17 protein-coding genes are annotated in these 14539 nt (G+C 42.4%); all 17 read right to left on the bottom strand.

From position 1 onward, the window contains the following. Positions 1-2: 2 nt before the first annotated feature. Complete coding sequence (gene flhA / locus FE005_RS05155) at positions 3-2078, bottom strand: flagellar biosynthesis protein FlhA (protein ID WP_103300692.1); 2076 nt, start codon at positions 2076-2078, stop codon at positions 3-5. A 15-nt stretch (positions 2079-2093) separates the two neighbouring features. Next, the gene (flhB, locus tag FE005_RS05150; protein ID WP_060813680.1) at positions 2094-3161 is read right to left on the bottom strand and encodes a flagellar biosynthesis protein FlhB; all 1068 of its coding nucleotides are present in this window, start codon (positions 3159-3161) and stop codon (positions 2094-2096) included. Positions 3162-3174: 13 nt separating this feature from the next. Continuing rightward, positions 3175-3927: a flagellar biosynthetic protein FliR gene (fliR, locus tag FE005_RS05145; RefSeq protein WP_103300694.1), complete on the bottom strand. Its 753-nt coding sequence runs from the start codon at positions 3925-3927 to the stop codon at positions 3175-3177. Between the two features lie 11 nt (positions 3928-3938). Continuing rightward, entirely contained in the window at positions 3939-4202 is a 264-nt protein-coding gene (gene fliQ / locus FE005_RS05140) for a flagellar biosynthesis protein FliQ (protein WP_060813682.1), read from the bottom strand. Positions 4203-4227: 25 nt separating this feature from the next. After that, a complete protein-coding gene (gene fliP / locus FE005_RS05135; protein WP_225585898.1) occupies positions 4228-4989 on the bottom strand; it encodes a flagellar type III secretion system pore protein FliP in 762 nt (253 codons plus the stop codon). Continuing rightward, positions 4986-5351, bottom strand: coding sequence for a flagellar biosynthetic protein FliO (locus FE005_RS05130; protein ID WP_060813684.1), 366 nt, complete (start codon positions 5349-5351; stop codon positions 4986-4988). The genes fliP and FE005_RS05130 overlap by 4 nt, the downstream gene beginning before the upstream one ends. A 14-nt stretch (positions 5352-5365) precedes the next feature. Beyond that, a complete protein-coding gene (gene fliL / locus FE005_RS05125; protein ID WP_060813685.1) occupies positions 5366-5878 on the bottom strand; it encodes a flagellar basal body-associated protein FliL in 513 nt (170 codons plus the stop codon). 12 nt (positions 5879-5890) lie between these two features. Further along, on the bottom strand, positions 5891-6088 hold the full coding sequence (locus tag FE005_RS05120) for a flagellar FlbD family protein (RefSeq protein WP_060813686.1): 198 nt from the start codon (positions 6086-6088) through the stop codon (positions 5891-5893). A gap of 32 nt (positions 6089-6120) precedes the next feature. Continuing rightward, a complete protein-coding gene (locus FE005_RS05115; protein WP_060813687.1) occupies positions 6121-7017 on the bottom strand; it encodes a flagellar hook-basal body complex protein in 897 nt (298 codons plus the stop codon). A 75-nt stretch (positions 7018-7092) separates the two neighbouring features. Beyond that, a complete protein-coding gene (locus FE005_RS05110; RefSeq protein ID WP_071870112.1) occupies positions 7093-7461 on the bottom strand; it encodes a flagellar protein in 369 nt (122 codons plus the stop codon). Further along, positions 7458-7937, bottom strand: a complete 480-nt coding sequence (locus tag FE005_RS05105; RefSeq protein WP_060813688.1) for a flagellar hook capping FlgD N-terminal domain-containing protein — start codon at positions 7935-7937, stop codon at positions 7458-7460. The genes FE005_RS05110 and FE005_RS05105 overlap by 4 nt, the downstream gene beginning before the upstream one ends. 18 nt (positions 7938-7955) lie before the next feature. Further along, entirely contained in the window at positions 7956-9281 is a 1326-nt protein-coding gene (locus FE005_RS05100; protein WP_138371410.1) for a flagellar hook-length control protein FliK, read from the bottom strand. 43 nt (positions 9282-9324) lie between these two features. Beyond that, positions 9325-9747 (bottom strand): flagellar export protein FliJ, encoded by a 423-nt coding sequence (fliJ, locus tag FE005_RS05095; protein WP_060813690.1) that lies wholly within the window; start codon positions 9745-9747, stop codon positions 9325-9327. Positions 9748-9765: 18 nt separating this feature from the next. Next, a complete protein-coding gene (gene fliI / locus FE005_RS05090; protein ID WP_081131841.1) occupies positions 9766-11121 on the bottom strand; it encodes a flagellar protein export ATPase FliI in 1356 nt (451 codons plus the stop codon). A 2-nt stretch (positions 11122-11123) separates the two neighbouring features. Then, positions 11124-11915, bottom strand: coding sequence for a FliH/SctL family protein (locus FE005_RS05085; RefSeq protein WP_138371409.1), 792 nt, complete (start codon positions 11913-11915; stop codon positions 11124-11126). Next, the gene (gene fliG / locus FE005_RS05080; protein WP_060813693.1) at positions 11899-12903 is read right to left on the bottom strand and encodes a flagellar motor switch protein FliG; all 1005 of its coding nucleotides are present in this window, start codon (positions 12901-12903) and stop codon (positions 11899-11901) included. The genes FE005_RS05085 and fliG overlap by 17 nt, the downstream gene beginning before the upstream one ends. 14 nt (positions 12904-12917) lie before the next feature. Further along, on the bottom strand, positions 12918-14516 hold the full coding sequence (fliF, locus tag FE005_RS05075) for a flagellar basal-body MS-ring/collar protein FliF (RefSeq protein WP_175413568.1): 1599 nt from the start codon (positions 14514-14516) through the stop codon (positions 12918-12920). Positions 14517-14539 lie beyond the last annotated feature (23 nt).

Here is a 14539-nt window from a genome sequence, read left to right as displayed (position 1 = left end):
GCTCATATCTCAATACTGCCTACCGTCTCAATAGCGATTTCGTTAGGTATCTCATTCAATGACAAGATTGCCAAATCCGGAAAATTGAATGTGATCATTTTCTTGAACGGAAGACGAATCTTTGGTGAAGCTAGAATTACGAAGGAAACATTCTGAGCGATCGCTGCATGTTGGATCGTATTGATTGAATCCAAAATTTTCGTCACTGTCTCTGGCTTTAAGACTGGGTAAGAGCCGGTTGCTGTCTTCTGAATACTTTGAGCAATCATTTCTTCTAATTTTGGATGAATGACAGCGACCTTCAGTTCATGCTGCTCCCCAATATATTTCGCCACGATCGTTCGTTTCAGTGCTTGACGAACATATTCTGTCAAGACTTCTACATCTTTTGTTACAACGCCGTAATCGGCTAATGTTTCTAATATTGTTGCCAGATCATTGATTGGGATCTGTTCATCTAGAAGATTTTGTAATACTTTTTGTACTTCACCCAACCTTAGAATCTCAGGAATCAATTCATCAATGACTACGTTGTACTGTTCTTTGATTCCTTCCAACAATTTCTTCACTTCTTGTCGGCCTAGTAATTCTGGCGCATGGCTGTAAATGATTTCTTTGAGATGCGTGGCAATCACCGTTAATGGTTCAATAATCGTAAAGCCTTGCAATTCAGCCAATTCCTTGTCTTTCTCATCGATCCACATCGCATCTAAATGAAAGGCTGGTTCTTTGGTTGCGATTCCTTCAAATGGGAAAGGTTCTTCATTAGGACTGATGACCATTACTTTATTCGGATAAATATCGCCCCGTCCCACTTCATTCCCTCGAATTTTGATCACATAATCATTTGACTCAAGGTAGAGATTGTCTCGGATACGTACCGGACTGACTAGGATCCCTAACTCTCGGGCGCTTTGTTTACGAATCGCGACGATACGATTCATCAGACTATTATCGATGGAACTGTCGACGATTGGGATTAGTCCATAGCCGATTTCAACTGCAATCGGTTCTACTTGGAAGGAAGCGACAGAATCGTCTTCTTCTTGGGCTTCTTTTTTACGTTCCAAAGCGAGTTTCTGTTCCAATTTCTTTTGTTCTGTCCGTTGCTTTTCTTCTTGCTGTGTAATCATGAAACTAGCGGCAAATAAACCGCCACCAATCAGGAGAAAAGGAATCGGTGGAAACCCTGGCACGATCGCCAAAACAAAAAGAATCATACCGACGATTCGGAAGAGTTGCGGATTTCTTGTGATATCGGCTGCAATGTCTAAACCAAAGGAACTGTCATTGTCTGAACGAGTGACCATCACACCAGATGCGATGGAGATCAGCAGGGAGGGGATCGAACTAACCAAACCGTCTCCGATAGCTAATTTACCAAACTGGGAGAAAGCTTCCATGACTGTCATTTGCCCTCCCATGGAAAAGATGATCGCGCCGCCGACCAAGTTGATGACCGTGATCATGATCCCGGCAATCGCATCTCCTTTAACGAACTTGCTGGCACCATCCATCGAGCCAAAAAAGTCCGCTTCCCGCTGCAAGTCTTTTCGACGTTTCCGGGCATCGGCTTCCGTGATTAATCCGGCATTCAGATCCGAATCAATGGCCATTTGCTTTCCTGGCATCGCATCTAGTGTGAAACGAGCAGTAACCTCTGAAACTCGTCCCGCACCATTAGTCACGACAGCTAGTTGTACCACCATGATGATGACAAACAAAATGATTCCGACAATGTAATTACTTCCAGCTACGACATTCGCGAAGGCATCAATGACATGGCCACCATTCCCTTGTGTCAGAATCAAGCGGGTAGAAGACAGGTTCAATCCTAGCCGGAACATCGTCGTAATCAAAAGAAGTGTTGGAAAGGTGGTAAATTCCAAAACTGTTTTGGTAAACAGGGTGATCAGCAGAATGTTGATAGCAATCGTTAGATTGACAATGATCAAAAAGTCCAAAATAGTTGCTGGTAAAGGAATAATGATCAATCCAATAATCCCGATCACTAAAAAAGAAACTAGGACATCCGCATAACCGATTTTTTTCTTAGATTTTGCTACTGCCTCATTCATGCTGTTGCCTCCGTTTTAAATCTTTCCGCGTTCGTTTTCTTCCAATTGATAAACCAGTGCAATGATCTCAGCGATCGCTTCGTACATCTCTACTGGTATCAAATCTCCCGGCTCTACTTGTCTATAAAGAGCTCGAGCAATTTCCCGATTTTCGATCATCGGAATGTTTTCTTTTGCTGCTTCTGCTTTCATTCGCTGTGCCAACTGATCAGCACCTTTTGCTAAAACCCTCGGCACTCCTTCATTCTCCGCATCGTAGCGAATCGCAATGGCAAAGTGCGTCGGGTTAGTGATAACGACAGTGGCTTCCTTGACGTGAGCGATGGCGTTGCGTGTCATCTCTCGGTATTTTGCTTTCCGCTGAGATTTGACTTGCGGATCACCTTCCATTTGCTTGTATTCATCTTTGATTTCTTGCTTGCTCATCTTCAAGTTCTTGCGATGACTGTAGCGTTGATACACATAGTCTCCTACCGCTAAAACAATCAAAAAAAGTGAGATTTGAAAAAATAGATCCTTTGCCCGTTCAATCAGAAAATAGACTGTTTTTTCTAAACCGACCTCACTGACACCCAGTAATGTTGGGACAGCCGCCAAAAATTTCTGGTAACAAAGATAAACAATAATGCCAAATTTTGCTAACGTTTTAGCGAGATTGGCAAGCGCTCGAGTGCTGAATTGTTGCTTTAATCCAGCCAGCGGATTCAGCTTCTTGAAATTTGGTTTGATTGCTTTAGCAGAAAATAAGATTCCCACTTGAGCATAGTTAGTAATTAAACCAACCGCATAAGCAATCACAAAGACAGGTGCGCAAAGCAAAAAAAATAGCAAAATACTTTGAAGTCCTAAACGAGGTAAATCCGCAACGCTGGCTTCAAACAAATACAGATGCTCCAACGCTCGAGTGAGATAAGGTAAAAAGCGCTGCGCAAAAAAGTGCCAAAGGGGCAACAACATAAAAGAAAAGACCATCAGAGAGACCGCAGCCGCTAACTCTTGCGTTTTAGGAACTTCTCCGCGTTTACGGGCATCCCGTAAACGCTTGGCCGTGGGTTGTTCTGTTTTGCCGTCTTTTTCTGACACGTTTTTCACCTCTCTATGATTTCAGTGATGTCATGAACTCTTGTAAATACTTGATTGTATCTGGAAGCTGCTTACTCAAAAAAGTAATGGCGTTTGGCAGTAGTAGCAAAAAGATCATAAAACTGATTGCTGTTTTTAAGGAAAGACTCATCATTAAGATATTGATTTGCGGAATCGACCGCGAAATCACCCCTAATACCAGATCTACCATCAGTAGTGCTATGAGCATCGGCGCAGCTAAATTGAGTGCCATTTCCATCATCTGTCCAAATAGTTTCACGACACCTTCGATGGTGGTACCACTAATTTGAACTGTTCCTAAGGGAACAATCGTAAAAGATAAAAGCAGCGCTGAAATCAAGCGATGATGCAAATTCAAGGTGAAAAAGGTTCCTACGGCTAACCAATAATACGTTTTTCCATATTGAGAGACGTTCATTTGGATCGTCGGGTCATAGGCCTGAGCCATCGAAAACCCCACTTGAAAGTCGATCATTTGACCAGCAATTTGCACGCCAGTAAAAACTAACTGACTCAAATAACCCATCGCCATTCCCAGTAAAATCTCTTTGAGAGCCAAAATCGCAAACATAAACGTTGTCGCCTCTGGCAATGGTTCGACCGCAGGTAAACAAAGGAAGGTGAAGGCAACGCCTAGAACCACTTTCGCAAGCGAAGGAAAATTTTGTTGTGAAAATATGGGACACAAGATAACAAATGCCATCATGCGGCAAAAAATCAGGATACTTGCTTGGATCAGTGCCATGCTTTGCCTCCTTACAATGCCGCGATCATCTTAAAGATGGTTTTAGTGAAATTAAGCAAAAGATTCAGCATAAAATTGCCGGCAAGAATCAATGTTAAGAAAATAGCGATCAGTTTGGGCACAAAACTTAACGTCTGCTCTTGAATCTGGGTAGTGGCTTGAAAAATACTGATCACTAACCCCACAAGCATCCCGATAAGTAACGCCGGTCCAGAAATCAACAAGATCCGAATGAATGCTTCTCGCAATATGTCGAGTACCGTTGCAACAGACATTGGTTTTCTGCTCCTTTCCTGTGAATTATTGGAAACTCTTGATCAGTGATTCCACCACTAAATACCAACCGTCGACTAAGACGAATAGTAGGATCTTAAATGGCAGTGAGATCATGATCGGGGACAACATCATCATCCCCATCGACATCAAAATACTCGAAACAACTAAATCAATGATCAAGAAAGGAATAAAGATCAAAAATCCAATACTGAAGGCCGTCCGCAATTCACTAATGATAAATGCCGGGACCATTACGGTTAGCGGCACTTCATCTGAAGTTTCATATTTTTCTTTTGCCCCAGAAGCTTCGGCGAAAAGCTGAATATCTTTTTCTCGTGTTTGGAGCATCATAAATTCTTTGATTCGACGTTCTGAGCGATCAAAAACTTCGGATTGCGTGATTTCTTGCCGGTCAAAAGGTTCAATGGCTTGCTGATAAATATCCGTATAGACGGGCTTCATGATAAAGAAAGTAAGAAACAAAGCAAGACCGATCAATACTTGGTTGGGCGGATTCTGCTGGGTTCCTAATGAACTTCGTACAAAAGAAAGTACCATAATGATGCGGGTGAACGAGGTCATCATGATCAGTAAAACAGGAATCAAAGATAGCAAAGTCACCAGCAAAAAAGTATTGATCGTATCGTTTGATCCACTGCCGTTAGAGAGCAAATCACTAATCGTGGTACTCATATCCCCAATGTCTAAGGCAAACGCAGTTTGAGGCATCCATAAGTTGCTTAAAAGGATCGCTGCTACTAGCGTCCATTTTCGTTTTGCGCTCATTTTTGCTTGCCTCGTTTCGTTTCTAATTGGCTCTTTGCTTTCTTTACCCATTCAGAGAAATCTGTCACTCGTAATGATTCTGACGTTTCCCCAGTTCTGGACATCAAGATAGCTGCTTCTTCGGCACTAAGTTCTTTTAAGATCTGGTTCTGCTGTTCCGAAAAACTCATCACATAATATTTGTCCAGAATCTGAATGATCCCAATGGAGGAGGATTTGCTGACGGCGACTTTTTGTAGAATCCGCAGCTGATTATTCTGTTGGTTCGTGTAGCGATTCAAATACTTCAAACTGACATTGATCAGATACAAAATGATTAACAAAAAAGCGATCATTTTAATCAATGAAAAAAATGTTTCCATCAACGTTCCTCTTTCTATTGGATCACTAAATCAGTGACATATACTTCATTGACGATTGCTGATCCATACTCATGATTAATTGCTTCCTTCAAATTTTTTTTCAAATTCGGAACACTTTCTGCCGAACTTAAAATGTCACTGGCTTTCTTTTGGCGCAACAAGTTAACGATGCTATCCCGAATAACAGCAACATTCTTCGTCACTTCTTCGCTTTTTTCTTCATTATCAACGAGAATCGAAAGGTTGACCTTCATGTATTGCTGTTCCTGCCCTTCTTCTTTCTCAAGATTTACAAGAAATTCCTCTAAAGCAACAATCGATTCATCAGAAGCAATGCCTTTTGCTTTCGTTTTCGGCGCAACAGTTTTGTCTTCTACTAGGAAGTGATTGGTTACCAATGTCCCTCCAATCGTCCCGCCAATCACGATAACCAACAGAATCGGGATCAGTAAAAACAAATTGATTCCTTTCTCTTTGCTTTTTTCTTTCCCTTGTTCTTTTTCTTCCTTTTCTTTCACTTTAGCCATCTTAACCCACCCTTAGTTATTTATTTGTTTCGAATTGATCAAGAGTTTATAGTCAATGACACGCTGTGCCGTTTCTGCCGCAGACTCAGTTACAACCAGTGTCTTGCCATCGATTAGTGTAATCAACGTATCGGGCATTTCTTCGACCCGATAGATCAGTTCCGGATTTAGATAAAACTCTCTGCCATTCAGTGCCGTCAATAAAATCATCCGGTACCTCCTATTTTTTATGAGGGATTCTGTTAACGTTTCAAGTTCAACAATTCTTGCAGCATTTCATCAGAAGTGGTGATACTTCTTGAGTTTGCTTGATACGCTCTGCTGGCAATGATCATTTCTGTAAATTCCGTCGATAGATCGACATTCGACATTTCTAATGCGCCTGCTTGTAGACGACCTGAGCCATTTTGACCTGCACCCGCAACAATTGGGGCACCCGAGTTGTTCGATTGCATGTAGTTATTTCCGCCGACTTTTTCCAATCCTTCAGGGTTATTGAAAGTTGCAATAGAGACTTTCCCCATGACGAATGATTTGTCGCCGTATTTTGCAACGACTAGTCCATTGGCATCGATGGCCATTGAATTATAAGTAAGTTCTTTGCCATCAACAGTGATTGTTGCAGGAATTTCTAACGGTCCAATCTCTGTTTCGCCGCTAAGTCCTGCACCCTCTTCATATTTGTCATCGTAAACGAGTGGCGGATTTGTGCTGCCAGTACGTCCTAATACTTGCATTCCATCACTGTTAGTCAGCGTGCCGTTACTGTCTCGTACGAAAGATCCATCACGTGTGTAATAAGTTTCGCCATTTTCGCCAGAACCTTTGACCATGAAATACCCTTGCCCACTGATGTAAAAGTCCATTGCTCGCCCAGTAGATTGAGGTGCTCCGACTGTATTGATCATGTCGATCGAACCAGCTTGCACGCCTAAACCGACTTGTGTACCGTTGACACCACCTGAACCATTTCCTGGTGCGGTTGCATTTGATGTGGTTTGGCTCATCATGTCTTGGAAAAGTACCCGACTTGATTTGAAACCAATCGTATTGACGTTGGCAATATTATTTGATACCACGTCCATTTTCGTTTGAAGATTTTTCATTCCACTAACACCTGAATATAATGATCGTAACATTTGTTTTCCTCCTTCAATTTGACGTATTTTCCTCTGTCATTCAGAAAATACTACAGCCCCTTTTCAGTCCAGCTGTTATTTAATAAATGTTGCACTATCGATATTGGTGACTGTGTTCAATTCGTTCATTCCCATTGCTGTAATGATCGTACGGCTGTGAACATCTGCAATCAGACCCATATCTTTGTATACTAATAATGATTCTTTACTACCTTTAGCTGCTAATTCACTCATTGCAGTTGAAAGCGAATCATAATCGGTTTCTTGAAGTGTTAATTCTCGATCCGTCAGCCGCTTTTGTGCATGATGGGAAACTTTGATACTTCTTTGCTTGTCTTGCAGCATCTCCGAAAAATCGGTATTTCTTGCTTGATAGGGTGCGGTTCTAGGCGTTTTTTCAGAGGTGGCAGCTTGTAATGGTAAATTGCGGCCTATTTGATTCATACTGACTCACCTTTCGATTCGCTCTCTGATTCACTTTCTGATCCATCCGAAGTTTTAGGATCGCCGCCGATCTCTTCAATTGCACTCATGTTGTACTCTTTCCCATTGACAACGATCGTGGCATACCCATTCGAAAAGCGAACTTTCTCAATGACTCCTGTAACTTTTTCTTTTCCATCTAATACTGTGACCTCTTTGTTGATCAGACCAAAAGCCTGTTGTTGCTGCTGAAGGATCACTGACGTCATTACCGTCTCACTTAATTCATTCAATTGTTCCAATGTAGTAAACTGGACCAATTGAGAAATGTAATCCGTTCCGCCGCCTGAAGAGTCACCGCTAAAAGAAGGATTACTCATAGTAGCTGCTAAAATCTTAAGGAAATCATCCATTGAAATATCGGAAGCTCGGTGGGTTTGAGCTAAAGAAGTTGCATTTGCGATCCCCGCAGCCGATTGTGTAATTTCATTAGGCATCTTTCTTCTCCTTTTGCATTAAGCCAAAATACTAATGGCATGATTTGTTTGCTCTGCTGTCTCTTCTTCTTTAGGTAAAGGAACTTGATTGTAGCTTTTTTTTCCCGATTGTCTTTGAGGCTGTGAGAAGCCTTGTTGTGCTGTTTGTCCATCAGTCGTCGAAGTAAAACTAGCAAGTGAATCAGTCAAAGCAGCACGTTCAACCGCTGTGGCAGGATTTTCTTTCAAGACGCCTTCTTTCCCAGAAATCAGTTGATTTTCTTGTTTTTGAAGAACTTGCTCCAGTTCTGTCTTGATCGATGACAATAAGTGCTTGGTCTGTTGCTGCTCTACCGTAAATTCCAGACGGCTCCCTTGCGCAGTAACTTCCAATGCAATTCGGACTTTGCCAAGTTTTTCCGGCACTAATTGGAGTGTGATTTTTTTCTCTGGAGTCTGTACTAACTGTTCAATTTTCTGCGTCAATGGTTCTACGACTGTTTTGACTGCAGCTGGTGTCGGACGTTGATCGTTCTGCATCAACAACTTGGACAAGTCTAGTGTCGTTGTTTGCTGCAAACCGTTAGATCCATCGATTGGCTTCATTGAGTCGTCGATTGTGGAACTCTCGGAAATAGCGACTCTTTCAAGTGCTTGCTGTGGAATGAAAGACTGTGCACTCCCCTTTGAAGGTTCATCAACCAGAAGTGTCTTTTCACTGGTTGTATTTCCTTTTGCATCTACTGGGGCATCTGTTTGTGAGATACTCTCTGTTCCAGAATCCAAGTGGATTTTTTCTCCGTCCGCAGTCAGTTCTCCTACTGGCAGAATCGCTGCTACAGGTGTGTCTGGCTTGCTCAGAATTGATTCTGAAGCAGTGTCTTCTAACGGATTTCCTCCTGTTGACTGAAATACTTGATCGGTCGCTACTGAAGTGACAGATTGCTCACTGACCGAATCCATCACTAATGGGTCTTCCTTTGGCAGTTGCAATGGGTAGCCTCCCAAAATGCTTCCCTTCGATTCAGTCATTTGCGATCCGAAAAAACCTAGCCACCCCAAAGCTCCTTCATTTACGATTTCTGCCTGTTTCGTCATTTCTGAATTTGCTTCTGGTATACGTATGTCGGTTGCATTTTCAGAATCGGCGACTGATTCATCTTCTTTGTCGTCCACTAGCTGATTTCCCTGTTCTACACAAGAAAGAACCCCTTGCGGCACTCCATCTTCATTCGCTGAGTTATCCTCAAGATTTTGGGAAAACTGTTGCAGGAATTGAATGAAATTGCCTGGATCTTTGACAGCAGCAGGTTGTTGTTTGTCAGCAACTTTCATAAGTGCTGGCGTGATAGCCACTTGTTTCATTTTTCACCTCCTTTCACTGATTTTGTGAGTCCGCAGCTGCTGCTCAGCGCATTGCTAGACTACGGCTACCCATTTCATCTAATTGTTTTTGTTCTTCTTGAAGCAATTCATAATTGTATTCTTCTAGTTTCTTTTCTCTTAGCTTTTCAACGACTTTTCGTTCTTGCTGTGCTTGAACGACAGCTGTCAAAGCAACTTCAACTTCCTGATTCAGCTGACGCACTTGCTGATACATCTCATGAATGCCAGACTCTAAAGCAGTAAGATAGCGATGCTGAACTTGCATACGACCAAGAGTCATTTCATTGACGTCCATCAATGCGGTTTTTTCATTGATCATTTGAGTAAGAACTTGTTCTTTTTGGATCACTGCTTTTTGTTTCTCTGCGTAGGCTCGTTTTGCTTCTTGTTCTACACTCACACGGTGATCCAATACCTTTTCCAATGAAAAATGAAAAGCTTTCATCTTCAGTTACCTTCTTTCTTATTGCAGGGCATTTCGCTGTCGTTCAAGAGCTGCATCCTCATTGAACAAAGCAGCCAATGCAGCCCGTGTTTCTTCAAATGAATTTCGTTCATCTACTCTTTGTTGTAAAAAACTATTGATTGGATGATGCAATGCGATAGCATGATCGGTGATGGCATTTGCACCTGATTTGTATGCACCAATATCGATTAAATCTTTCGCTTCAGCGTAAGCAGCCATATTTTCTTTTAATTCACCAGCGTCATTGTAGTGTTCAGGCGTAACTAATGTCTTCATTAAACGGCTCAAGCTGTTTTGAACATCGATCGCCGGATAATGATTTTGAGCGGCAATTTTTCTAGATAAGATAATGTGACCATCGAGAATCCCCCTGACGGCATCCGCGATAGGTTCATTCATGTCATCCCCTTCAACCAGAACCGTATAAAAAGCAGTGATGGATCCTTGATCGGACATCCCGCTGCGTTCCAACAGTTTTGGCAACGCCGTAAATACCGAAGGCGTATACCCTTTAGTCGTCGGCGGCTCACCCGTGGATAGACCAATTTCTCGTTGCGCCATCGCAAAGCGAGTCACGGAGTCCATCATCAACACAACTTTCTTTCCTTGATCTCGGTAATACTCGGCAATAGCGGTTGCCACATGAGCCCCTTTCAAACGTACTAAAGGCGGCATATCGGAAGTTGCACAAACAACGACTGATTTGCGGTAGCCTTCTGGACCCAGATCGTTTTCAATAAATTCTTTTACTTCTCGGCCACGTTCGCCTACAAGTCCAATCACGATAATATCGGCTTCGCAATAGCGAGCCAACATCCCAAGCAACGTACTTTTCCCTACACCACTTCCGGCAAAAATACCAATCCGCTGTCCTTGGCCAACGGTCAACAAACCATCGATCACTCGTACACCTGTACTCATGATTTCAGAGATTTTTTTCCGCTGAAATGGATCAGGAGATTCTTGACTGACAGGGTACTCGTCAGCATCACTTAAATCGATCGCCATATCCATTGGACGTCCTAATCCATCTAATGTATGCCCTAGGAGCGAGTCACTGATTTTGACCGTCAGTGTTGTGCCGGTAGGCTTCACTAAACAGCCAGGTCCAATACCTTCTAATTGATCTAACGGCATCAATAGAACAGTCTTTTTAACAAAACCGACAACCTCGGCTAACGCAACGTGAGAACTGTTGCGGATCTTCACTTCGCAGATTTCTCCTACAAAAACGGCTAATCCTTCCACTTTGATCAATAGACCAACCACTTCGCTGACCTTCCCATAAATGGAGTAAAATCTACGTTTTTTTGCTTTTTGGACAATTGGTCCAACAGGTAATTCAAGCACCATTGCTATTCACTACTTTCTAAAAGATGCTGCAGATAAAGTTGAATTTCTTTTTCCAGCTCGAAGACAACGATCGAATCATCTGATTCAATCACAAAATCGTGAGCTGAAAGCTGATCATCCGGTAACAGCAAATAGCGAAAATTACTGATCGCCTGCTTTCGGCTTTCCAAGATATCTTTAAGGACATGCAGATGCTGTTCATGAATGCGGATCGTCAAGAACTGGTCCGGTTGTTCAAACTGCAGTAAAATAGGCTCCAAAAAAGCAAGCAAAGCAGCATTGCTTTGCTCGAAACGCTGGTTGATCAGTGCTTCGGCGATCTGTACACCAAAGGAAATCATCTCAGCTTTTTTCTCTGACCGAAAAGCATTAATCTCTTCTGCTGCCTGCTGTACATTCTGCTCGGCTTGTGCAATAAGCTTGGCAGCTGTCTCTTTACTTACAGACATGCCTTCTTGATACCCTTGCTCATAGCCTTCCTTTTGTCCAGTTGCAAATCCGTTAGCATAGCCTTCTTCTTGCGCAGATTGTTTGATTTGTTGGACTTCTGCTTGAGCCGCTTCTAGTGTTTGTTGTTTCAACCTTTCAATTTCTTTACGCTGACGCTCCATCTCAAGTTTCCACGCACGTTCCCGTTGCGCTGCTTGCCGCTTTTGACGCCCCGCTTCTGTCGAATCAGTAGTAGAAAGCAACGGAGAAGGCGTTTTAATTACAGCTTCAGTTAAAATTGATTTTTCGGTATCAAGGTTTTTGACCGTTTCATGTTTCAACAAGCTACTATTTGACCACTGCATCCTGGTTGCCCCTTCCAAGATAGATCTCACCATTTTCGTCTAAACGGCGAATCACAGCGACCACATTTTGCTGTGCTTCCTCAATAGCAGACAATCGAGTTGGTCCCATAAATTGAATCTCTTCTTGTAAATTCTCCACTGCACGAGATGAAAGATTTGAGAAAACGAAAGCTTTGATATCTTCTGGAGCACCTTTGAGAGCAAGGACAAGCACTTCATTTGGTACATCCCGCAGCACTTTTTGAACATCCAATCGGTCAAGTGTAACGATATCGTCAAATGTGAACAGACTTGATTTGACTTCATTTGAAAGCTCAGGCTGCCGCTTTTCCAGATCGGTCAAAATATTCTTCTCGGTGCTTCGACTCACTGAATTCAAGATCTCTACCAATGTGTGCACGCCGCCCACGTTTTCACTGTCATTCTCTACATAGTTAGAGAACTTGTTCTCGATCACTTTTTCGATTCGCTCAATGATCAATGGCGAGGTGCTGGAGATCGTACCGATCCGTTCTGCAATTTCTACTTGGAGATGATCTGGAAACTGCGATAACACATTGGCTGCTTTATCGGGCTGCATGTAACACAGAATCAAAGCGACCGTCTGAGGGTGCTCACCAATCAAGAGATTCGTCAACTGTTGCACATCCGCTTTACGTGCAATATTAAATGGGCGTTCTCGCAATTGGATCTGCGTCAACACATCAATCACTTCTTTTGCTTTGTGGGAACCTAATGCTTGATTCAATAAATTCTTTGCATAATCGATCCCACCATCAAGAACATATTTTCTAGCAGTGAATGTCGTTGAAAATTCTTCTAATACTTGATCGCGTTCTTCCGGACTGACAAAATCGATATTGGCGATTTCATAACTCACTTTTTGAATATAATTTTCCGGTAGAAGTTTCATGATCTTCGCAGAGGTTTCCGATCCCAATGAGATCAAGAGTATTGCTGCTTTTTTGACACCATCGAGTGTTTCCATCGTTTCTTTCCCCTCTATTTTTCCTTCATCCAAGCTTTAATCAATTCAGCAGCCACTTCCGGATTTGAATCGGCATGTTGTTTTGCTGAATGATTTAAAGAATTTTCCTCGACCGGCTCTTGTTCAGGCTCATTTGATTCTTCAACTGAAGTATCAACATTGTGCCCTAGACCGCCAAAGACAACTTCTTCGGATTCTTCCATAACTGGTGCTGGTTCTGAATCAGCTGGCTGTGCAACCGGCAATTCTTGTGTCACATCTACTGAAATTTGATCTTCTCGACGCTTTCGAACCAATCCAATCACGAATAGCACTAACAAAATCACGACCAATGCGATACCACCGAAAATGATATATTTCAGATAGCCTTTTGCCGCTGCTAATTGTTCCGTACCTTCCGTTTCTTCCACCTCTGCTGTTGCTTGGGCAAAGTCAAAGCCTTGGATAGCAATATCATCGCCGCGATCAGCATCATATCCTACAGCACTGGCAATCAGCAACTGCAGTTCCGCCTGATCATTTTGCGAAAGGTCTGCATTAACGACCACTGAACTTGTCATTCGTTGAATCATACCCGGTGCTGTAATTCTTTTGGTCGTTTCTGTGTTCAATTCATTTTCGACTGAGCGGCTGTATGAACTGCCTGCATCCCCATCATTTCCGGTCACATTAGAAACATTGTCATCGACTGTACCCGTTTGGGCCTCTTGGATCGCTTCGCCAGATCCAGCTGCTTGAACTGTTTCTTTTCTTATTTCCGGATCATCGTAAGTCACCTTGGTACTTTCAATCGAATCAAAGTTCAGATCTAAATTGATGGAGACTTGAAATTTATCTTCACCGTAGATTGGTGCCAACAATTTCGAGACTTTTTCTTCCAGAATTTTTTCATACTCATTTTTGATTGCAATGTACTTACTGTTCAAACTACTGAGTTGACTATTTTCATCTTTTTCGATCGTCAATGTATTTCCTGAGCTATCGACGACTTTGACATTCTCTGGCTCAAGCTTCTCAACGGCACCCGAAGTCAGCGTCACAATTCCTTGTACCGCTTCCTCAGAAATCTGTTGATTTTTTAGTGTTAGAATGATCGAAGCAGTAGGTTTGCTTTCTTCACTCGAAAAAACACTGTCTTCTGGCATCACTAGGAGAACTTTCGCTGTTTTGACAGAATCTAATGTCTCGATTGCCCGTTGCAACTCTCCGGTAACGGCACGCTGATACATGATTTTCCGATCTTCATCGGTAGTCATCATGCTAGCATCATCAAAAAGCTCAAATCCCGTTGTTGTGTTCGGTAATTTATTTTCGACTGCTAATTCAATCCGGTATTCATCGATTTGTTCTTTGGCAATCAAAATGGTCGTTCCATTATCTGTCAACTTGTAGTCGATTTTCTGATCTGTCAAATCATTGGTGATCGCTCCTGCATCAGCTTCGCTTAAATCTGTAAACAAAACACCGTATTCGACTCTTGTATTTAAGTAATACATTGTTGCCGCGACACCAATAACGCTGATAACGGAAAGAATTGCTATCAATTTTTTCAGTGAACTTTGAGCCTGCCATCGTTCTTTGATCAGGTCCGGCCATTCTTTCAATTTTTCCATCATTTCGCTTTATTCCCTCGCCA

Source organism: Enterococcus sp. M190262, assembly GCF_005843965.1.
Lineage (GTDB): Bacteria > Bacillota > Bacilli > Lactobacillales > Enterococcaceae > Enterococcus_D > Enterococcus_D gallinarum.
The sequence above is the reverse complement of the archived record's forward strand: the minus strand, read 5'-3'. Positions and strand labels throughout refer to the sequence as shown.